The sequence below is a fragment of the Janthinobacterium sp. 1_2014MBL_MicDiv genome, assembly GCF_001865675.1.
Taxonomy (GTDB): domain Bacteria; phylum Pseudomonadota; class Gammaproteobacteria; order Burkholderiales; family Burkholderiaceae_D; genus Janthinobacterium.
This window is the reverse complement of sequence record NZ_CP011319.1, coordinates 2,210,367-2,230,881: the sequence shown is the minus strand read 5'-3', so window position 1 is coordinate 2,230,881 and position 20,515 is coordinate 2,210,367. Positions and strand designations below refer to the sequence as shown.

Here is a 20,515-nt window from a genome sequence, read left to right as displayed (position 1 = left end):
ATAGCTCAGGAAAACAACTATTTTACTTTTCAACTATGCAATGAGTGCATAAGCAACGATGAATGCGCACAGATATTGCGCTGCATCATGCAATTTAAATGCAATTTAAATCCAGCGGTGCTACATTCAAAAAACCGAGCGCTCGCTATATTTCATGCATCGATAGAATGTGCAGTGGGCACACGGGTAATCGCTACAGCATCGACATTTCCACTATTAATTCAATCGACTATTAATAAGAACGGAGACAAAATGAAGACTCGCTTTTGGCAACTGCTATCCACGCTGCTCCTCGCCATCGCCATCCTGCCCGGCAGCGCCAGCGCGGCCGGCTACACGCAAACGAAATACCCGATCGTGCTCGTGCACGGCCTGTTCGGCTTCGACAAGCTGGGTCCCGTCGAATATTTCTATGGCGTCCCCGCTGCCCTGCGCAGCGGCGGCGCGCAAGTCTATGTAACCACCGTGTCGGCCGCCAACAGCACGGAAGTGCGCGGCGAGCAGCTGCTGTCGCAGGTGCGGCAAATCCTCGCCGCCACGGGCGCGGCCAAGGTCAACCTGATCGGCCATAGCCACGGCGGCCCCACGGCCCGCTACGTGGCCTCCGTGCGGCCCGACCTGGTGGCGTCCGTCACCAGCGTGGCCGGCGTCAACAAGGGTTCGAAGGTGGCCGACATCCTCATCGGCGCGGCCCCCAACACGAGTGGTGCGCTGGGCAATGCGCTCGCCAGTCTGATCGGCATTTTGTCGGGCAACAAGGGGCTGCCGCAAAACGCGGGCGCCTCGCTGGCCTCGCTGTCCACGGCCGGTTCGCTGGCCTTCAACAGCCGCCATCCGCAAGGCATCCCGGCCACGGCCTGCGGCGAAGGCGCCTACCAGGTGCAGGGCGTGCACTACTTTTCGTGGAGCGGCGCGCAGCCGTACACGAACGTGCTCGACGTGGGCGACCCGCTGCTGGCCGCCATCAGCCTGGCCTTTGGCGGCGCCAAGAACGATGGCCTCGTCAGCAGCTGCTCGAGCCACCTGGGCAAGGTGATCCGCGACGATTACGCGATGAACCATCTCGATGAAGTCAACCAGTTCGTCGGCATCGTCAACCTGTTCGAGACCAGCCCCGTCACCGTCTTCCGCCAGCAGGCCAACCGCCTGCAAGGCCTGGGACTGTAAGGAGACGGCGATGCGCACGAACGCGAAATGGATGATGACGGGCGGCGTGGCGGCCCTGGCCCTGTATCTGGCGCTGCGGCCGGGCGAGCCGCCGGCCCCGCCGCCGGAAAAGGCCGAGCCGGACCTGTTTGCGTTCGTGCGCTCGATGGAAGGCACGCGGCCCGACGGCAACGTGACGGTGGCCGCCGGCGACAAGCTGGTGGTCGACGCGGAACTGGGCCACCTGTTCGACTATTACCTGGCGGGCCTCGGCGAAAAGCCGCTGGCCGCCATCCGCAACCAGATCGAGGCGGAGCTGGACCAGCGCCTGGCGCCCGTCCCCGCGCGCGAAGCGAAGCGCCTGCTGGGCGCTTACCTCGACTACAGGCAGGCGCTGGCCGGCGCGGAACAGGCCCTGCCCGCGCAAGCCGACCCCGCCATGGCGGCCCGCGCGCGGCTGCAAGCCATGCGTGCCTTGCGCGGCAATTATTTTACGGCGCAGGAAAGCGCGGGCCTGTTCGGCGCCAGCGACGCGTATGACGACGATGCCGTGGCGCGCATGACGATACTCGGCGACGCCACGCTGGACGAGGCGCAGCGCCAGGCGAAACTGGCGGCGCTGGACCAGCACCTGTCGCCGGCCCAGCGCGCCGCGCGCGACGCGCCGCTGCAGGTGACCAAGCTGGACGCCTCGGTGCAGGCGCTGCGGGCCCAGGGCGGCGGCGAGAATGAAGTCTACCGCCTGCGCGCCAGCACGTTCACGCCGGCGGCGGCGGCGCGCCTGGCCGAGCTGGACCGCGAAGAATCGCAATGGCAGCAGCGCATCATCGCCTATCAGGCGCAAAAGGCCAGCCTGCCCGGCGGCGCGCAGGACGCGACGGCCGTACAGCAGCTGCGCGACGCCAGTTTCACGCCGGACGAACAGCGCAGGCTGGGCGCCTACGAATGAAGGTGGCCACGCCCGTTAGGGAAAGATGACGGATGACTTGGCGATCCCCCAGTTAACATTGGCCAGCATCGAACGCTTGCTTTGCCCTGCTTGCCTGTCACTGGACACGCCCAGGGTCAGATACATGCCGTCAGCCACCTTGTATTCCAGGCCAAGCAATGCGCGCTTGCGATCATCGAGAATCAAGCCGGGCGCACTGCTCCTGAGAATGGAATACTCGGCAATGCCCGCCAGACGTGGATTGCCATAGCGTAAATTGAGCCCGGCGACGCGCTGGCGGGCCAGAATGTCATTGCCCGCGATGTCTTTCATGGCCGCATTGCGCGTGTGCCGGACGTGCGCCGTCAGCAGGTAACCGAGCCGCTTGCCGGTATCGAGCCTTTCTTTGCCAAGATCGCCTCCATAGCTTCCCGTCAGCCAATAGGCCGAGGCATCCGCGGCACTGGCGTCGGGCGCATCGCCGGAGGAAAAGACCCGGCCCGCGCCGAAAGCCAGCATGGTCTGGTTCCATTTGCTCAGGATGCCTGTAATTTCTTCCTGGCACTTTTCAATGCCCGCCTGGACTTCTGCGGACATCGACACGGCGGCCGACGGCGCCCCCGGCGCATTACCCGGCGGCGCCAGGGGCGGCGCGCTGTCGTCGAAGGAACGGGCGGCGCCCCGACACCGGTCGTCGGCCGCCACCAGCAACACGCCATCCATTTCGCGCGAATACAGGACGGACTGCAGGCCCAGCGCCGTTTGCTTGGCGCCATTGTTTTCCCCCACCTTGGTGGCAAACGATACCGTGGTGCGCGACAGTACGCGGGTAGGCCAGCTGTGCACGATGCCATCCCAGCTGGTATGCCCCAGCACCAGGCTGGGCGCGATTTCAGCCGCCACCGCATTGGCCAGTTCCCCGTTTTCATCGTAAGCCCGCGCAATCTGCGTGCCGAATTCGCGGAAAGTCGACAGGCGCGGCACCTGCTGCCCCGAAGCGCCCAACAGGAAGGCGGCGGGCGCCGTCGTCGCCGGCATGTCGACCACGGCTTTCTGCAGCAGGCTGCCGAGCGACATTTTTTCCGCGGCCGCGCTGGCACAGCACAGGCACAGGCACAGCGGCATGCCATACGCCAGAAAGGGCCGCATGGCTAGTTCACCAGTTGCAGATAGGTGACGCCGATCAATCCCGCCGCATTGCCGTCGATCGCCTGAGGAGAGCCGTAGTCGAACAGCTCGTCATCATCGGCCAGGACCGACAACCCCACGCGCAGCTTGTCCACCTGCGGCATCAGCAGGTGCGCCTCGCCCTGTACCTTGAACGAATAGTAGCGCCTTGGCTTGACGGGAAACGAGGTCGATTGCACGTCGGGCGTATGGGCCAGGTTGTCCAGGAACGAGGCGCCGATCTTCTCCCATTCGGAGGACTCGGAAATTTCCCTGCTGAAAATGACGATCTTGAGATTGGCGCCCACCGGGGGCTTGGCGAGCAACTGCACCTGGATGCGACGCGTGTCGGCTGGAATATCGACCCAGTTTCGGGTACTGAAATCTATCATGGCTAGGCTCATGGCGCGCCCTCCTCTCGTTGGTTTGCATGCGATCGATGAATGCCGGGCCGCCGTGATCGGTGGCTTGCCGGCCAAATAACGCCCCATAGGCATGCCCAGACGCGACCGCGACCGCTTGTGCTGGAGCAGGGAGATGGGAATCGTTGCAGCTGTGCCTGATCAGCCGGACCTGTCGGCGACAACCATGGGGGCATGGCGTCTGTGCAGACGCCGGCGCAAGACAGCAACGACCGGAATACCCGGGATGGTTGGCCTGAACTGCCTATTCAATCCCCTTCCTGCGCCACGGCTTTGAGCGCGCGCAAAGAAAACAGCGCCGGCGCCATGCCGGCATGTGGCGCGGCCACAAAAAACGGCCGCGCAAGGCGGCCGTCCGGTATCGGGCAGGCGGCAAGGCCGCCGTCACCCTATCCCACGATCAGAATACTTCCCACTCGTCATCGCGCGATGCGTTCTTGTGCCCGGACGGCACGGCGCGCAGCACGGGACGCGGTTTCGCGGCCGCGCGCACGGGCGCCGCCACGACGCGCGGCTTGCTCGCCGTCGCCGCCACGCGCGCCGGCGCTGCCTGCATGCCGTCAAGCTTGAAGACGCTGACCACGCCGGCCAGCTGGCCCGACTGTTCCTGCAACGATTCGGCCGCGGCGGCCGCCTCTTCCACCAGGGCCGCATTCTGCTGCGTCACCTGGTCCATCTGGCCGATGGCCTGGTTGATCTGGTCGATGCCCGAGCTTTGCTCCTGCGTGGCCAGGCTGATTTCCGCCATGATGTCCGTCACGCGCTGCACACTGGAAACGATTTCCGCCATCGTGCTGCCCGCCTCGGCCACCAGCTTGCTGCCCGCGTCCACCGCCACGACGGAGTCGCCGATCAGGGTCTTGATTTCTTTCGCTGCGCCAGCCGATCTTTGGGCCAGATTACGCACTTCCGTCGCCACGACGGCAAAGCCGCGCCCCTGCTCGCCCGCGCGCGCCGCTTCCACGGCCGCGTTCAAGGCCAGGATATTCGTCTGGAAGGCGATGCCGTCGATGACGGAAATGATGTCGACGATCTTGCGCGACGATTCGTTGATAGCATCCATGGTCTCGACCACCTTGCCCACCACCTCGCCGCCCTTGACGGCCACGCCCGAGGCGCTGCGCGCCAGCTGGTTCGCTTGCTGGGCGTTGTCGGCGTTCTGGCGCACGGTGGAGGTCAGTTCTTCCATCGACGACGCCGTCTCTTCCAGCGAGCTGGCCTGCTCTTCCGTGCGCGAAGACAGGTCCAGGTTGCCGCTGGCGATCTGCGACGAGGCCGTGGCGATGGTGTCCGTCCCGCTGCGCACCTGGCCGACGATGCTCACCAGGCTCGTGTTCATGTCTTTGAGGGCCTGCAGCAGCTGGCCCGTTTCTTCCGTCGTCTGCACGTCGATATGGCTGGTCAGGTCGCCCGAGGCCACCGTCTGCGCCACTTTCACGGCCGAGTTGATCGGTTGCGTGATGGCGCGCGTGATGTAGGCGGCGCAGGCGATGCCCACGGCCGACGCCAGCAGCGCCAGGATCAGCATCAGGCTTTCCGAGCGGACCACGGCCGCGCCGCCCGCCGTCACGCTGGCCTCGGCCACGCCGTTATTGAGCTTGATGATTTCGTTCAGGCTGCCCTCGGCCTTGCTGAACAGGCTGCGCGAATCCTGGTATTGCTTGTAGAACGCCACGAACAGGGTCTTTTGCTGCTGTTCGTCGCGGTTGTCGGCCAGCTGGCGCAGGATGGCGCGCACCTTGTCGTCGTCCGCCTTCCAGGCCGTCCACTCGTCCAGGAAGCGCTTCCACAGCACGGCTTCCTCGGGCGTCTGCGGCAGCGGCTCGTACAGCTTGCGTCCCGCCTCGATATTCGTCCAGGCCTTGGTGCGCAGCTGCAGCGCTTCCGCGAACTTGTCCTGTGCCTGGTAATTGTTTTCATAGATGGCCGCCGTCAGGGTGGCGGCGGCGACGGCCGTCTGGCCTTCGTTAATCATCAGCAAGCCCTGGATCGACGGCAGGCGCACCACGCCGATTTCATTGACGGCATCGCCCACGGTGGCGATGCCCGTATAGCCGCAGATGCCCACCACCAGCAGCGCCGCCATCATCACGGCGACGAGCGTCGCCAACTTCCATTTGATCAGTAAATTCTTAAACATGGCTAGGTCCTTTATAAAGTCACGATAACTGCTGGCGAGGTTGGGGCTGGCATGTTCGAGTAAAACAGCTGACACTTGTATAAAGGTGGCGGGGATGGGGCGTACGCTTCGTTACAATTGGCGAGATTTCATAAGAGGAAGCATAGTGGAAAATGCGGGCGCTGACTGTTACATACTTGATACAAGACAATATTTATTTCCTGACTGTGGCGCACCTTGCACAGTGGCATCAAAAATTCATCCGACGCCCCGCTTTGGTGCAAAAAATCGCGGCGTGCCGCTATTGGCTACGCAGTTAATAGTCGTATAAGATGGTCAACAAGCAAACAACAGGCACACCATGGCTTATCCTATCGAACACAAGCTGGTCATCGGCGTCGCCTCGAGCGCGCTGTTCGACCTGTCCGAGTCGCACCAGGTCTACCTCGACAGCGGCCCCGAGGAATACCGCAAGTACCAGGAAGCGCATATAACCGAGGTGCTGCCGCGGGGCGTGGCCTTCCCCTTCATCCGCCGCTTCCTGAACATCAACAAGCACTATCCGCGCCAGTCGCCCGTGGAAGTGGTGCTGTTTTCGCGCAATTCGCCGGAAACGGGCTTGCGCGTCATGCACTCGATCGCCCATTACGGCCTCGACATCTCGCGCGCCGCCTTCATGACGGGCCAGTCGCCGTATCCCTACCTGCCCGCCTTCAACGCGTCGCTGTTCCTCAGCGCCAATGAAGACGACGTGCGCAGCGCGCTGGACTGCGGCTACCCTGCCGGCCTGGTGCTGCCGTCGCGCACGGAAGACGATGTCAGCGACGAAGAGCTGCGCGTGGCCTTCGATTTCGACGGCGTGATCGCCGACGACGAAGCGGAAACCGTGTTCAAGCGCAACAACGACGTCGATGAATTCCACGCCCACGAAACCCTGAACGTGGGCACGCCGCACCGCCCCGGTCCGCTGGCCGACCTGTTCCAGAAGCTGGCCACCATGCAGCGCCTGGAGGAAAAGGCGCAGCGGCGCGACCCCGGCTACAAGAAGCTGCTGCGCATCGCCATCATCACGGCGCGCAACGCCCCGTCGCACGAGCGCGTCGTGACGACGCTGAAAAGCTGGGGCGTGGCGGCCGACGAGACGTTTTTCCTCGGCGGCATGGACAAGTCGCGCGTGCTGGCCGTGTTCAAGCCGCATATCTTCTTCGATGACCAGATGAGCCATCTGAAATCGGCGGGCGGCACGATACCGATGGTGCATGTCCCGTTCGGCATCGCCAATGCCCGCGCCTGATCAAACCTGCTGCGCGTCGCGCTATGCGGCCTGCGATGTTCACCGCACGAAAGTACGCTTGCGCTTCCTGGCCACGAATCACTGCCGCTCGCGACGGTTTTCTCAAGCGCGGGGATAGAGGCGATGGTCTATAATCTTGCCTGTCGGCGCCGTCACTGGCGGCGCTGCGCGCACCACAGCCGTCCCACTCAACTGCCTCTGCCACTAGCGTCGTCGCCTGCATGTCCTTAGACTTAACAAAATCCCTCCCCAAGCCCGGCAGCCGCTTTGCGCTGCCCGCCCTGTATGGTTCATCCGACGCCTATGCGCTGGCATTGGCCGCGCTGGCATTGAAGGCGCGCGGCCAGATGCTGGCCGTGGTGGTGGCGCAGGCCAGCGACGGCCAGCGCCTGCTCGATGAAATCCCTTGGTTTGGCGGCAAGGAACTGCGCTGCCACCTGCTGCCGGACTGGGAAACCCTGCCCTACGACGCCTTTTCGCCGCACCAGGACCTAGTGTCCGAACGCCTGGCCACCCTGCACGAAATCGGCAACCGCCAGTGCGACGTGCTGATCGTGCCGGCCACCACGGCGCTGGTGCGCCTGGCGCCGCCATCCTTCCTGGCCGCCTACACCTTCTTCTTCAAGAAGGGCGAAAAGCTCGACGAGGCGCGGTTGAAGTCGCAGCTGACCCTGGCCGGCTACAGCCACGTCTCGCAAGTGATGTCGCCCGGCGAATACTCGGTGCGCGGCGGCCTGCTCGACCTGTTCCCCATGGGCTCGGCCCTGCCCTACCGGCTCGACCTGTTCGGCGACACCATCGAGACCATCCGCACCTTCGACGCCGACACCCAGCGTTCGCTGTATCCCGTGCACGAAGTGCGGCTGCTGCCGGGGCGCGAATTCCCCATGGACGAGGCGGCGCGCACCACCTTCCGCAACCGCTGGCGCGAGCAGTTCGAAGGCGACCCTTCGCGCTCGGTCGTCTACAAGGACATCAGCAGCGGCATCGCCTCGGCCGGCATCGAATACTACCTGCCCCTGTTCTTCGAGCAGACGGCCACCCTCTTCGATTACCTGCCGCCCGACGCCTCGCTGGCCCTGGTGGGCGACATCGACGCCGCCATCGGGCGCTTCTGGACCGATACGCAGTCGCGCTACCGCTTTTTAAAGGCGGACCGCGAGCGGCCCATCCTGGCGCCCGAAGCGCTGTTCCTCTCGGATGAACAGTTCTTCGGCCTGGCCAAGCCGTATCCGCGCCTGGCCATCACGAAGTCCAACGATGCGCTGGCGTCCGAACTGTCGGCGCCCGTACCGAACATCGCCGTCAACCGCCGCGCCGACGATCCGCTGGCCAACCTGCGCAGCTACCTGCTGCAATCGGGCCGCCGCGTGATGATCTGCGCCGAATCGAATGGCCGCCGCGAAACCCTGCAGCAGTACTTCACCGAATACGATTTGCACCTGACGCCGGTGGAAGGCTGCGACGGCTTTTTGCAATCCGACGCCAAGCTGATGCTGGGCGTGGCGCCGCTGCACGCGGGCTTCGAACTGTTCACGCCGGAAGGTAATTTATCCTTCATCACGGAGACGGAACTGTATGCCGGTTCCGGCCGCCGCGTCGGCACGAAGAAACAGGAAGGCGTGACGCAGGTCGAGTCGATGGTGCGCGACCTGTCGGAGCTGAAGATCGGCGACCCGGTGGTGCACATCAACCACGGCATCGGGCGCTACATGGGCCTGACCAGCATGGATCTGGGCGAAGGCGAAACGGAATTTTTGCACCTGGAATACGCCAAGGACACCAAGCTGTACGTGCCCGTGTCGCAGCTGCATGTGATCTCGCGCTATTCGGGCGCCTCGCCGGAAGACGCGCCGCTGCACTCGCTCGGTTCGGGCCAGTGGGAAAAGGCGAAAAAACGCGCGGCCGAACAGGTGCGCGACACGGCCGCCGAGCTGCTCAACCTGTATGCGCGCCGCGCGCTGCGCCAGGGCCACTCGTTCGAATTCTCGGCGCACGACTACCAGCGCTTCGCCGACAGCTTCGGCTTCGACGAGACGCCGGACCAGGCCGAGGCCATCAATAACGTCATCAAGGACATGACCTCGGGCAAGCCGATGGACCGCCTCGTGTGCGGCGACGTCGGCTTCGGCAAGACGGAAGTGGCGCTGCGCGCCGCCTTCATCGCCGTCATGGGCGGCAAGCAGGTGGCCATCCTGGCGCCCACCACCCTGCTGGCCGAACAGCATGCGCAAACCTTCGCCGACCGCTTCGCCGACTGGCCCGTGCGCATCGCCGAGCTGTCGCGCTTCCGCACCGGCAAGGAGATCACGCAGGCGTTCAAGGGCATGGCCGACGGCACCATCGACATCGTCATCGGCACGCACAAACTGCTGTCGGACGATGTGAAGTTTACCCGACTGGGCCTGGTCATCATCGACGAGGAACACAGGTTTGGCGTGCGCCAGAAGGAAGCGCTGAAAGCGCTGCGCGCGGAAGTGGACGTGCTGACGCTGACGGCCACGCCGATCCCGCGCACGCTGGGCATGGCGCTGGAAGGCTTGCGCGACTTTTCCATCATCGCCACGGCGCCGCAAAAGCGCCTGGCCATCAAGACCTTTGTGCGCAGCGAAGGCGAAGCCATCATCCGCGAAGCATGCTTGCGCGAACTGAAACGGGGCGGCCAGATCTACTTCCTGCACAACGAGGTGGAAACCATCCAGAACCGCCTGGCCATGCTGACGGAACTGCTGCCCGAGGCGCGCATCGCCGTGGCGCACGGCCAGATGCACGAGCGCGACCTGGAAAAGGTCATGCGCGACTTCGTCGCCCAGCGTTTCAACATTTTGCTGTGCACGACCATCATCGAGACGGGCATCGACGTGCCGACGGCGAACACCATCATCATGCACCGCGCCGACAAGTTCGGCCTGGCGCAGCTGCACCAGCTGCGCGGCCGCGTGGGCCGCTCGCATCACCAGGCCTACGCCTACCTGCTCGTGCACGATGTGCAGGGCCTGACAAAACTGGCGCAGCGCCGCCTGGACGCCATCCAGCAGATGGAAGAGCTGGGCAGCGGCTTTTACCTGGCCATGCACGACCTGGAAATCCGCGGCGCCGGCGAGGTGCTGGGCGAGAGCCAGTCGGGCGAGATGACGGAGATCGGCTTCCAGCTGTATTCGGACATGCTCAACGAAGCCGTGCGTTCGCTGAAGGCCGGCAAGGAGCCGGACCTGGCGGCGCCGCTGGCGTCGACGACGGAAATCAACCTGCACGTGCCGGCCCTGCTGCCGGCCGATTTCTGCGGCGACGTGCACGAACGCCTGTCGATCTACAAGCGGCTGGCCAACTGCGCCACGCAGGACAAGATCGACGATATCCAGGAAGAGCTGATCGACCGCTTCGGCAAGCTGCCCGACCCGGTGAAGGCGCTGATCGAGACGCACCGCCTGCGCATCGCGGCCAAGACCGTGGGCATCGTCAAGATCGACGTGCATGGCGAGGCGGCCACCCTGCAATTCATGGCCAAGCCGCCCATCGACCCGATGCGCATCATCGAGTTGATCCAGAAAAACCGCCACATCAAGCTGCATGGCCAGGACAAGCTGAAAATCACGGCCGCCATGCCGGACCTGGCCGCGCGCGTGACGCAGATCAAGACCACCATCAAGCAATTGACGGTTTAGACTATTCATACCATTTATGCAGGGCTGACCCATGACCAATACCAAGACCATCACCATGAATCTGATCCTGCAGGGCCTGGACGGCGACAGCGCCCGCCTCGAGCGCATCGCCGCGCTGGCCGCGCCGACGTCCATCACGCGCCTGGGGCCGAACGCCGTGCGCTGCGAAAAGATCGCCTATTCGCCCGCGCTGCGCCCCACCATCGAAGTGGCGGCGCAGGCGGCGCAGCTGGACGCCACCTACATGATGGGTCAGCGTGAACTCGCCGAGTTCAAGCTGGTGGCGATGGACATGGATTCGACCCTGATCACCATCGAATGCATCGATGAAATCGCCGACATGCAAGGCTTGAAGCCGCAAGTGGCGGCCATCACGGAAGCGGCCATGCGCGGCGAGCTCGATTTTGCCGCCAGCCTGACGCAGCGCGTGGCCCTGCTCGAAGGCCTCGATGCGTCCGCCCTGCAGCGCGTCTACGACGAGCGCCTGAAACTGTCGCCCGGCGCGGAAACCATGCTGGCGGCCGTGCAGAAGGCGGGCCTGAAAACCCTGCTGGTGTCGGGCGGCTTCACCTTCTTCACGGAACGCCTGAAGGAACGCCTGGGCCTCGACTACACGCACGCGAACGAACTGGAAATCGTCGACGGCAAGCTGACGGGCAAGGTATTGGGCGGCATCGTCGACGCCGGGGAAAAACAGCGCACGGTGGAACGCGTGTGCAAGGAGATGGGCATTTCCCCGTCCGAGGCCATCGTCATGGGCGACGGCGCCAACGATTTGAAGATGATGGGCATCGCCGGCCTGTCCGTGGCCTTCCGCGCCAAGCCCGTCGTGCGCTCGCAGGCCGACGTGGCGCTGAACTTTGTCGGCCTCGATGGCTTGCTCAATGTATTGAGCTGAGCTGGTGCCGGCCTGAGTTGGCCTGGGCTGGCGGCAGATGGCAAGGCAGCGGGCGGCTGCATATTTTTGCTATATTGCAAACTTGTGCATACCGAGCTTGTCCACCGTGAAAGAACACCGCATGCCGCCATCGTTGCCAGAAGAGATAGAACGCCACCTGGCGTTGTTTGTCGCCGCCGCGCACCACGCCTTCGGCGCGGACCTCGCCGCCGCCGTGCTGTTTGGCTCGGCCGCGGACGGCCAGTTGCGCGCCACGTCCGACGTCAACCTGCTGTTGCTGCTCAAGCGCTTTGCGCCGCCAGCGGCCGATGCGCTGCGCGGGCCCTTGCGCATGGCGCACGCCGCCATCGATCTGCAGGTGATGTTCCTGCTCGAGAGCGAATTGGCGGAGGCGGCCGACGCCTTCGCCGTCAAGTTCGCCGACATCATCGCGCGCCACCAGGTGCTGCATGGCGCCGATCCTTTCGCCAGCCTGCACACCAGCCGCGACGCCGTGCTGCGCCGCCTGCGGCAGGTGCTGCTGAACCAGCAGCTGCGCATGCGCGAACGCTACCTGCTCCTCAGCCTGAACGAGGAACAGCTGGCCGGCGCCATCGCCGACGCCGCCGGCCCCCTGCGCTCGGCCGCCGCATCGCTGGCGCAGCTGGACGGCCTGGCGCCGTTGTCCGGCAAGCAGGCGCTCGAAGCGTTTGTCGACGGGCTGGGCGACCCGGCCTTGCACGCGGCCTTGCAAGCCATGTCGACGGCGCGCGAAACGGCGCGCCTGGCGCCGGGGCAGGCCCTGCCCGCCTTTACCGGCCTGATGGCCATTACCGAACGCCTGCGCGAGCACGCGGAGCAGATGCGGTGAACGGCCTCAATCCGTTTTACTGGAGCGGGCCGTGGTTCCTGCTCGCCTACCTGCTCTTCGGCGTGCTCGTGCTGTACCTCGTGCGCGAGCTGCTGATGCGCCAGGAACTGCGCAATCCGCATGCCCAGCTGACGCTCGCCGAGGATCCCTACCGTATCGCCTTCCTGCGCGGCGGCGCGCTCGAAGCCGTGAAGATCGCCGCCATCGTGCTGGTCGACCGCGGCTTGCTGCGCGCCGAAGGGCCGCTGCTGGCCACGGCCAGCGCCGACAGCCTGCGATTCGCCAGCCATGACATCGAGCGCGACGTGCTGCGGCTCTTCCTGGGCCGCCAGGGCCACAGCAGGGAACTGGCCGTGCAGGCCGCGACGCTGCCAGCGTGCCGCGCCTACCTGGATAGCTTGACGCAGCAGGAATTGCTGGTCGGGCCGCCGCTGCTGCGCCGGCGCGCGCGCATCACCGGGATCGCGCACTACCTGCTGCTGGCGGTGGCCGCCATCAAGGCCATCGTCGCCATCGCCAACGGGCATTACAACCTGCTGTTCCTGGCGTTGCTGCTGGCGCTCTTCCTGCTGATCTTGCGCGGCCTGCGCAACCGGCGGTCCAGCTGGAGCGCGCAGCGGCTGCTGGCAGACCTGCGCATGCTGTTTGGTCGGCTGAACATGCGTTCGTCGCGCCTGAAGGCGGGCGACGGCAGCGCCGACATGGCGCTGCTGGCCGCCATCTTCGGCATCGGCGCCTTGCCGCTGTCCGTGTACACGTATATCGCCGAACTGTATCCGGCGCCACGGTCCGGCAACGGCGGCAGCGACAGTGCATCGGGCAGTTCGAGTTCCGGCGACTCTTCATCGGGCGGCGATGGCGGCGGTTCGTCGTGCGGCAGCGGCTGTGGCGGGTGCGGCGGTGGCGGCGGCTGTGGCAGCTAGCATGGCGGTAGCACCGGACCGCGTCGGTCTGGGCTGGCGCGGCGAACTGGCTGCCGGCATCCTGTCGAGTCTGGCGCACATCGACGTGCTGGAAGTGATCGCCGACGACTATTACCGCGCCTCGCGCGCCGGCATCGCCGCGCTGTGCAGCCTGGCGCGCCAGGTCCCGCTGAGCCTGCACGGCGTCGGCATGGGACTGGCGTCGACGATACCCGCCGATCCGCGCCGCCTGCACGCGATGGCGCGCCTGATGCGGCAGGTGCAAGCCGAATCGTGGTCCGAGCATCTGAGTTTTGTGCGCGCCGGCGGCGTCGAAATCGGCCACCTGGCGGCGCCGCCGCGCACGCCGCACAGCGCCGCCGGCGCAATCGCCAATATCGCGCTGGCCACGCGCATCGTCGGCAGCGCGCCGCTGATGGAAAACATCGCCACCCTGGTCCAGCCGCCGGCCAGCACGATGGACGAAGCGGCATGGCTGGCGCAGATCGTCGACGGCGCGCAAGTGCCGCTGCTGCTCGACCTGCACAACCTGTATGCGAACGCCGTCAATTTTGGCGAGGCGCCGGAAGAGCTGTTGCTGCGCCTGCCCCTGGCCAGGGTCGGCGCCGTGCACCTGAGCGGCGGCCACTGGGTGGCGCAGCCGGACGGCGCGGGCAGGCGCTTGCTGGACGACCATCTGCACGACGTGCCGCCCGCCGTCTTCGATTTACTGACCCTGCTGGCGCGCCATGCGCCACAGCCGCTGACGGTGATCGTCGAACGCGACGGCAATTACCCGTCGTTCGCGCATGTGCTGGACCAGCTGGCACTGGCGCGCGCAGCCTTGCGCGCGGGGCGAAACGCATGAGCTCCCCCGCGCTGGAAACCTACCTGGCGCAGCTGTACACGGACGACGCCTTGCGCCGCGCCTTTCTGCTGGCACCGCATGCGCAAGCGCTGCTGCATGGCTTGTCGGCGCAGGAAGCGGACGCGATGGCGGCGATGGACCGCATCGGCCTGCAGATGGCGGCGGCCAGCTATCGCGCCAAGCGCGCCGGACATGGGACCCAGGCCAGGCCGGCGCAACGCTGGTGGCGCCGCCTGCTGGCAGGCTGGATCTGACCGGCGGACAGACGGACAAGCTGGCAGACCGACAGACTGACCGCAGGACAGGCCTACAATCGGGCAGACTTGCCGTCGGACAGACTTGCAGTCGGACAGGCTTGCAGTCGGACAGACTTGCCGTCTGTCCCCCTACAGCTGCCACATGCGCAGCGGCAGCAAGCCCCACCAGGCCAGCACCAGCAGCAGTTGCAGGGCCGCCAGCAAGGCGACCCAGTCCCATTTTTCCAGGGTGCCCGCCTCCGCCGCCGTGCCACGGCTGCGCCAGCAGCGCGCCAGGCCAAAGGCCATCGCCAGCGGCAGCGCGCCCGTGGCCAGCGCCAGCAGCACACTGGCCACCGTCACGTCGCCCAGGCGCAGCCAGGACTGGAAGAAATAAAATGGCAGCGGCAAGGCCAGCGACAGCAACGACAGCAGCGGCGCAAACAGGTGATCGCCACGTCCCAGGGTGCGGCGCGCGGCGCGATACAGGCCCGCCAGCAGCACGTACAGCAAGCCCGCCGCGCCCAGCGCCAGGCTGCCCCACAACACCAGCATGCGCAGCATCGACGCCCGCTCATAGCTGCGCAAGCCGTCGCTGAGCACATGCCGGCCCTCTTCCTGCAGCAGCACGTGCGACGGCGCGCTGCGGTCGCTGGCGCGGAACAGGAAGCCGCCCACCGGTTCCAGCTCCTTCGGCTCGCCCTGGAATGGAATCAGGAACAGCGATTCGCCATCCCATTTCAGGCGCGTGAAGCCGAAGACGGCGTCGACCCAGGCCATGCTGGCCATGGGGCTGGGCGACGGCACATACACGCCTTGCCAATTTTCCACCGTGGGCGCGGGGATGACGCGCGCGGCCGGCGCCCGCAGCGGCAAGCCCAGGTCGCGCAGCAGCAGGCGGTTGAAGCGTTCGTAATCGGCTTGCTCCGCATCCGTGTTGAAGGCCACGAAAAACGCGCTTTTCTGTTCCGGGTAGATGCACAGCATGGCGCGGAAACCCACGCCCGTCCCCGGATGGCAGGCGCCCACCACATTGTGGCGGTCGCGCACGGCCAGCGCCAGGCCATGCCCCGTTTCCAGGGCCGCCTGCGCCGCGTCCGTGCCGGCCGGCTCCGACAAGGCGCCCAACAGGGCCAGGTCGATGAACTGCCTGCCCTGCAGCTGGCCGTCGCCCATCAGGAATTGCGCCAGCTTGCCCATGTCGGCCGCCGTCGTGGTGAACTGCGTGGCCGGGCGCAGGTACTGGGGCACGACCGCCTGCGCCACGCCGCGTTCGAAGTGGCCCATGGCCAGGCGCGGGTCGGCCTGCGTTCCCGCCTGCGTGCTCATTTGCGTGACAAAGGTAAACGTGCTGTCCGTCATGCCCAGCGGCTGCAGCAGCTGCGCATCGAGATAGCGCTCGTATGGCTGGCCCGTGATTTTCTCGATCACCATGCCCAGCAAGCCATAGCCCATGTTCGAATACGCATAGCGGCTGCCGGGACGGGCGCGCACGCGCAGCAGGCCGCCACCGCCGTCAAACGCGGCCGCCAGCGGCGTATCCGGCGCCGGTTTCAGGCTGAACGCCTGCCAGAAGCGCACATTGTCCAGACCGGACGTATGCGCCAGCAAGTGGCGGATGCGCACGGGGTCGCTGGCCTGCCACGGGTTTTTCAGGGCCAGCTCGGGCAGCACCTGCTGCACGGGCGTGTCGAGCGTGAGTTTGTCTTCGCTGATCAGGCGCAACACGCCGAGCGCCAGCGCCACCTTGGCCACGGAGCCCACCTGCACGCGCGTGTCCGCCTGCATGGGCGCCTTGCTGGCCGCATCGCGCAAGCCGGCCGCGCCCATGCGCATGCTCCCGTCGGGCAGGATTTCACTCCACACGGCGCCTGCCAGCGCCTCGTCCTGCAAGCCGGCCGCCATATCGGCCTGCAGCGTGCCGCCGGCGGCATGGGCAGCGGAAAGCATGCCCGCCTGCGCGGCGCCGCACAGCAGCAGCGCCGGCAAGGCGCGCCGCAGCCACCGGCGCGCGCGCGCGGCCATCGTCGTCGTATCTGATTTCACCAATTCATTCCGCCTTTTCCATGCATGGATCGCCCCCCGTGCCAACATTGCTTGCTACAATAAAAACCTGACCAAGCAAGGGAGACTCCATGTCACAAGAGATTATTCTCGATAGCAAACTCCAGCAGACCAAGAATTTGGCCTGGTGGTTGTACCTGATACATGGCGCCAGCTTCGTGTTTTCGCTGGGCGCCTTTTCCTTCATTCCGCTCATCATCAATTACGTGAAGCGCGATGAAGCGGCCGGGACCTTTGTATACAGCCATCACAGCTGGATGATCCGTTCCTTCTGGTGGTATGTGGCCTGGATCGTCGTCGGCGCCGTGCTGTGGATCACCATCATCGGCATTCCGCTGGCCTTCGTCGTCTGGGGCGTGGCATGGCTGTGGAAAGCCTACCGCCTGCTGCGCGGCTTCCTCGATCTGAACAACAATACCCCCGTGCCCATGTAGGGCGCGTTCGCGGCAGGCGCCCCCGCCTGCCGCCCTTCCATTACATCGCCGCGAACGCCCGTTCGATATCGGCGATCAAGTCCTGCGGATCTTCCAGTCCCACGTTCAGCCGCACCAGCTGGCCCGGCAGCTGCCAGCCCTTGCGCATGGCGGCGATACGGTAGGGCATCACCAGGCTGTTGGCGCCGCCCCAGCTGTAGCCGATCTTGAACAACTGCAAGGCATCGACGAAGCGGTCCGTCTGCGCCTCCGTGTAGCGGGGATCGAACAGCACGGAAAACAGGCCGCCCGCGCCCGTGAAGTCGCGCTGCCAGATGGCGTGGCCCGGACAATCGGCGAACGCCGGATGCAGCACCGTGGCGATCTCGCCCCTGCCCTTGAGCCAGGCGGCCACCGTGCGCGCGCCCGCGTCGTGGGCGTCGAAGCGCAGCTTCATGGTGGGCAAGCCGCGCAGCACCAGGTAGGCGTCGTCCGCGCCCACGCCCATGCCCAGACGCATGTGCGCCTGCGCCAGGCGCTCGTGCAGCGCGCGCTCGCGCGTGATCAGGGCCCCCATCAGCACATCCGAGCCGCCCGACTGGTATTTCGTCAGCGCCTGCATGATGATGTCCACGCCCAGGTCGAAACCGCGCAGGGCCAGGCCGGCCGACCAGGTGTTGTCGAGGGCGACCAGCACGCTGCGCGCATGGGCGGCCGCGCAGATGGCGGGCAGATCCGGCACTTCCATGGTCACGGAACCCGGCGCTTCCGTCCAGATGAGCTTGGTATTGTCCTGGATCAGGGCCGCGATGCCGGCGCCGATGAGCGGATCGTAATAGCGGGCCGTGATGCCGAAATCGTGCGCCAGCCAGCGCCCCAGCTCGCGGTTCGGGTTGTAGATGTTTTCCGGCAGCAATACATCATCGCCCGTCTTCAACAAGGCAAAGTCCGCCATGGCGATGGCCGCCAGGCCCGACGGCGCCAGCAGGCAGTGCGTGCCGCCTTCGATCTCGGCCAGCCGCGCTTCCAGGGTGAACGTGGTGGGCGTGCCGTGCAGGCCGTAGGTGTAGGCGTTCTTCTCTTTCCAGTCGCCCGAGCGCATGGCCGCCACGTCCTTGAACAGCACGGTCGACGCGTGATGGATGGCATTCGGAAACGCGGCAAAGCCTTGCGGCGCCTGGTAATCGCTGTGGATCAGCGCGGTCTGCGGGGATTTTGGTGTGGTCATGGCGTCGGCTACGTGCGTGGGCAAATAAAAAGGCGGGCCAGCAATTGCTGGTCCGCCTTGATTGTAAGGGCTTTGCGCCCTGTACGCCGTACGACTGTTACACCTGCTTACTCGGCGGCGCCCCACAGGTCGTGCGCGTCGGCCGAGGTGATGGTCACGTCGACGAACTGGCCCACCGCCAGCTTGCGGTGCGGCTCGAACGGCGGCTTGACGTAGACGACGCCATCGATTTCCGGCGCGTCGGCGGACGAACGGCCCACGCCGCCCGAACGGGTGACTTCATCGATGAGCACGCGCACGGTCTTGCCGACCTTGGCTTGCAGGCGTTTTTTCGAGATTTCTTCCTGCAGCAACATGACGCGGCCGCGGCGCTCTTCGCGCAATTCTTCCGGCACGGGGTTGGCGATGGCGTTGGCCGTCGCGCCTTCGACGGGCGAATACGCGAAGCAGCCCAGGCGGTCGATCTGCGCTTCCTTGAGGAAGTCGAGCAAGTACTCGAATTCCGCTTCCGTTTCGCCTGGGAAACCAGCGATGAAGGTCGAGCGGATGGTGAGATCCGGGTTGATGGCGCGCCAGGCCTGGATGCGGTCCAGGTTTTTCTCGCCGCTGGCCGGGCGCTTCATGCGTTTCAGCACGTCAGGATGCGCATGCTGCATCGGGATGTCGAGGTATGGCAGGATGTGGCCGCCGCTCATCATCGGGATGATCTGGTCCACGTGCGGGTACGGATACACATAGTGCAAGCGCACCCAGGCGCCGTAGGACTTGGCCAGCTCGCCCAGCGCTTCCGTCAGCTGCGTCATGTGGGTCTTGATGGGACGGCCATTCCAGAAGCCGGAGCGGAATTTCACATCCACGCCATACGCCGAGGTGTCTTGCGAAATGACCAGCAATTCCTTGACGCCGGCCTTGAACAGGTTTTCCGCTTCGATCATCAATTCGCCGATCGGGCGCGAGACCAGGTCGCCGCGCATCGATGGGATGATGCAGAAGCTGCAGCGGTGGTTGCAGCCCTCGGAAATTTTCAGGTAGGCATAGTGCTTCGGCGTCAGCTTGACGCCTTGCGGCGGCACCAGGTCGAGGAATGGCGCATGCGGTTTCGGCAAGTGAAAATGCACGGAATCCATCACTTCCGCCAGCGCGTGCGGGCCCGTGACGGACAGCACTTTCGGGTGCACCTTCATGATGATGTCGTCGCCGGCAGCATCTTTCTTGGCGCCCAGGCAGCCGGTCACGATGACCTTGCCGTTTTCGGCCAGCGCTTCGCCGATGGCGTCGAGCGACTCTTGCACGGCAGCATCGATGAAACCGCAGGTATTGACGATCACCAGATCGGCGCCAGCGTAGGATTTCGCCGTTTCGTAACCTTCGGCGCGCAGTTGGGTCAGGATTTGTTCGGAATCGACCAGCGCTTTCGGGCAGCCGAGCGAGACAAAGCCCACTTTCGGTGCCGCACCTGGCATGGCCAGCATGGCCTCGGGCTGGGCGGAAGGAACGGGAATACGGTGAATTTCAGACATAGTTGGCAGCTAGTAAAATGGTGAGGCGAATCGGCTATTGTACCCCGAGCCGCCCCTTGCTGGCAGAACTATGCTGTGAATGACGCTGATTTGATATCAAAAACACACGCAAATGAGGCGTATGGGCAGCAACACCCCCCATACGCCAGCATCTGATGATTATTTCTTGTCTGTTGGCGGGACTGGCGGCACGAACGGGAAGGTACCGAACAGGTTCTTGCTCTGGCTCTGCATCTGCTCCTGCATCTGCACGAACAGGCTCTTGCTCTGGTCGATATAGTTGTTCATCATGCCTTGCATCATTGGACCCTGGACATTCATGAACTGGGTCCACATTTCCGGGCTGAATGGCTTGCCTTCGAAGCTGCCGGCCGAGGTGCCCGTGAACTTGTGCTGGATATCGGTGAACGCTTGCACGTTCTTTTCCAGGTAGGACCCCATCATGCCCTGCATGGCGTGGCCATAGTAGCGGATGATCTGCGACAACACGCCGCTGGAGAACATCGGCACGCCGCTGGCCTCTTCTTCCAAAATGATCTGCAGCAAGATGCTACGCGTCAAGTCTTCACTGGACTTGGCATCGACCACCGTGAATTCCTCATTGTCCAACACCAGCTGCTTGACGTCCGTCAAGGTGATGTAGGAACTGGTTTGCGTGTCGTACAGACGGCGGTTGGGGTATTTTTTAATCAGGCGGTCTATACTTTTTTTTGCACTACTCATCACAAGTTCCACTTATTGCGCCGCAGCGCATACTGAGTTAATCCGAAAAAAAAGCGAACGTGGGTCCGCTTT

The 20,515-nt window shown here is 64.8% G+C and carries 17 protein-coding genes; 10 read left to right on the top strand and 7 right to left on the bottom strand.

Going from position 1 to position 20,515, the window contains the following annotated elements; genetic code table 11:
- Positions 1–252 precede the first annotated feature (252 nt).
- Positions 253–1,167: a lipase family alpha/beta hydrolase gene (locus tag YQ44_RS09815; RefSeq protein ID WP_071323219.1), complete on the top strand. Its 915-nt coding sequence runs from the start codon at positions 253–255 to the stop codon at positions 1,165–1,167.
- Between the two features lie 10 nt (positions 1,168–1,177).
- A complete protein-coding gene (locus YQ44_RS09810) occupies positions 1,178–2,095 on the top strand; it encodes a lipase secretion chaperone (protein ID WP_071323218.1) in 918 nt (305 codons plus the stop codon).
- 15 nt (positions 2,096–2,110) lie between these two features.
- Here the strand turns inward: YQ44_RS09810 and YQ44_RS09805 are convergent, their stop codons facing one another.
- The 3 genes from YQ44_RS09805 to YQ44_RS09795 form a co-directional block, all read right to left on the bottom strand.
- Positions 2,111–3,223, bottom strand: coding sequence for a hypothetical protein (locus YQ44_RS09805; protein WP_071323217.1), 1,113 nt, complete (start codon positions 3,221–3,223; stop codon positions 2,111–2,113).
- A 2-nt stretch (positions 3,224–3,225) separates the two neighbouring features.
- Positions 3,226–3,633, bottom strand: coding sequence for a hypothetical protein (locus tag YQ44_RS09800; RefSeq protein WP_071323216.1), 408 nt, complete (start codon positions 3,631–3,633; stop codon positions 3,226–3,228).
- Positions 3,634–4,063: 430 nt separating this feature from the next.
- The gene (locus tag YQ44_RS09795; RefSeq protein WP_071323215.1) at positions 4,064–5,803 is read right to left on the bottom strand and encodes a methyl-accepting chemotaxis protein; all 1,740 of its coding nucleotides are present in this window, start codon (positions 5,801–5,803) and stop codon (positions 4,064–4,066) included.
- Positions 5,804–6,143: 340 nt separating this feature from the next.
- Here YQ44_RS09795 and YQ44_RS09790 point away from each other — a divergent pair, with 340 nt between their 5' ends.
- From YQ44_RS09790 to YQ44_RS09760, 7 genes are all read left to right on the top strand, one after another.
- Positions 6,144–7,076, top strand: a complete 933-nt coding sequence (locus YQ44_RS09790; protein ID WP_071323214.1) for a 5'-nucleotidase — start codon at positions 6,144–6,146, stop codon at positions 7,074–7,076.
- 221 nt (positions 7,077–7,297) lie between these two features.
- The gene (mfd, locus tag YQ44_RS09785; protein ID WP_071323213.1) at positions 7,298–10,741 is read left to right on the top strand and encodes a transcription-repair coupling factor; all 3,444 of its coding nucleotides are present in this window, start codon (positions 7,298–7,300) and stop codon (positions 10,739–10,741) included.
- Between the two features lie 55 nt (positions 10,742–10,796).
- Positions 10,797–11,639, top strand: coding sequence for a phosphoserine phosphatase SerB (gene serB / locus YQ44_RS09780; RefSeq protein ID WP_071326374.1), 843 nt, complete (start codon positions 10,797–10,799; stop codon positions 11,637–11,639).
- 97 nt (positions 11,640–11,736) lie between these two features.
- Entirely contained in the window at positions 11,737–12,489 is a 753-nt protein-coding gene (locus YQ44_RS29685) for a hypothetical protein (protein WP_071323212.1), read from the top strand.
- Positions 12,486–13,412, top strand: coding sequence for a TIGR04222 domain-containing membrane protein (locus YQ44_RS28780; protein ID WP_071323211.1), 927 nt, complete (start codon positions 12,486–12,488; stop codon positions 13,410–13,412). The genes YQ44_RS29685 and YQ44_RS28780 overlap by 4 nt, the downstream gene beginning before the upstream one ends.
- A gap of 1 nt (position 13,413) precedes the next feature.
- A complete protein-coding gene (locus YQ44_RS09765; protein WP_071323210.1) occupies positions 13,414–14,259 on the top strand; it encodes a DUF692 domain-containing protein in 846 nt (281 codons plus the stop codon).
- On the top strand, positions 14,256–14,513 hold the full coding sequence (locus tag YQ44_RS09760) for a hypothetical protein (protein WP_071323209.1): 258 nt from the start codon (positions 14,256–14,258) through the stop codon (positions 14,511–14,513). The genes YQ44_RS09765 and YQ44_RS09760 overlap by 4 nt, the downstream gene beginning before the upstream one ends.
- Positions 14,514–14,645: 132 nt before the next feature.
- Here the strand turns inward: YQ44_RS09760 and YQ44_RS09755 are convergent, their stop codons facing one another.
- Positions 14,646–16,541 (bottom strand): serine hydrolase domain-containing protein, encoded by a 1,896-nt coding sequence (locus YQ44_RS09755; RefSeq protein ID WP_198043901.1) that lies wholly within the window; start codon positions 16,539–16,541, stop codon positions 14,646–14,648.
- A gap of 89 nt (positions 16,542–16,630) precedes the next feature.
- Here YQ44_RS09755 and YQ44_RS09750 point away from each other — a divergent pair, with 89 nt between their 5' ends.
- The gene (locus tag YQ44_RS09750) at positions 16,631–16,993 is read left to right on the top strand and encodes a DUF4870 family protein (protein WP_071323208.1); all 363 of its coding nucleotides are present in this window, start codon (positions 16,631–16,633) and stop codon (positions 16,991–16,993) included.
- Positions 16,994–17,033: 40 nt separating this feature from the next.
- Here YQ44_RS09750 and YQ44_RS09745 read toward each other — a convergent pair whose 3' ends face one another.
- From YQ44_RS09745 to phaR, 3 genes are all read right to left on the bottom strand, one after another.
- Positions 17,034–18,200, bottom strand: a complete 1,167-nt coding sequence (locus YQ44_RS09745) for a cystathionine beta-lyase (protein WP_071323207.1) — start codon at positions 18,198–18,200, stop codon at positions 17,034–17,036.
- A gap of 107 nt (positions 18,201–18,307) precedes the next feature.
- Positions 18,308–19,663 (bottom strand): 30S ribosomal protein S12 methylthiotransferase RimO, encoded by a 1,356-nt coding sequence (gene rimO, locus YQ44_RS09740; RefSeq protein ID WP_171985160.1) that lies wholly within the window; start codon positions 19,661–19,663, stop codon positions 18,308–18,310.
- Positions 19,664–19,879: 216 nt separating this feature from the next.
- Entirely contained in the window at positions 19,880–20,443 is a 564-nt protein-coding gene (phaR, locus tag YQ44_RS09735; protein ID WP_071323205.1) for a polyhydroxyalkanoate synthesis repressor PhaR, read from the bottom strand.
- Positions 20,444–20,515 lie beyond the last annotated feature (72 nt).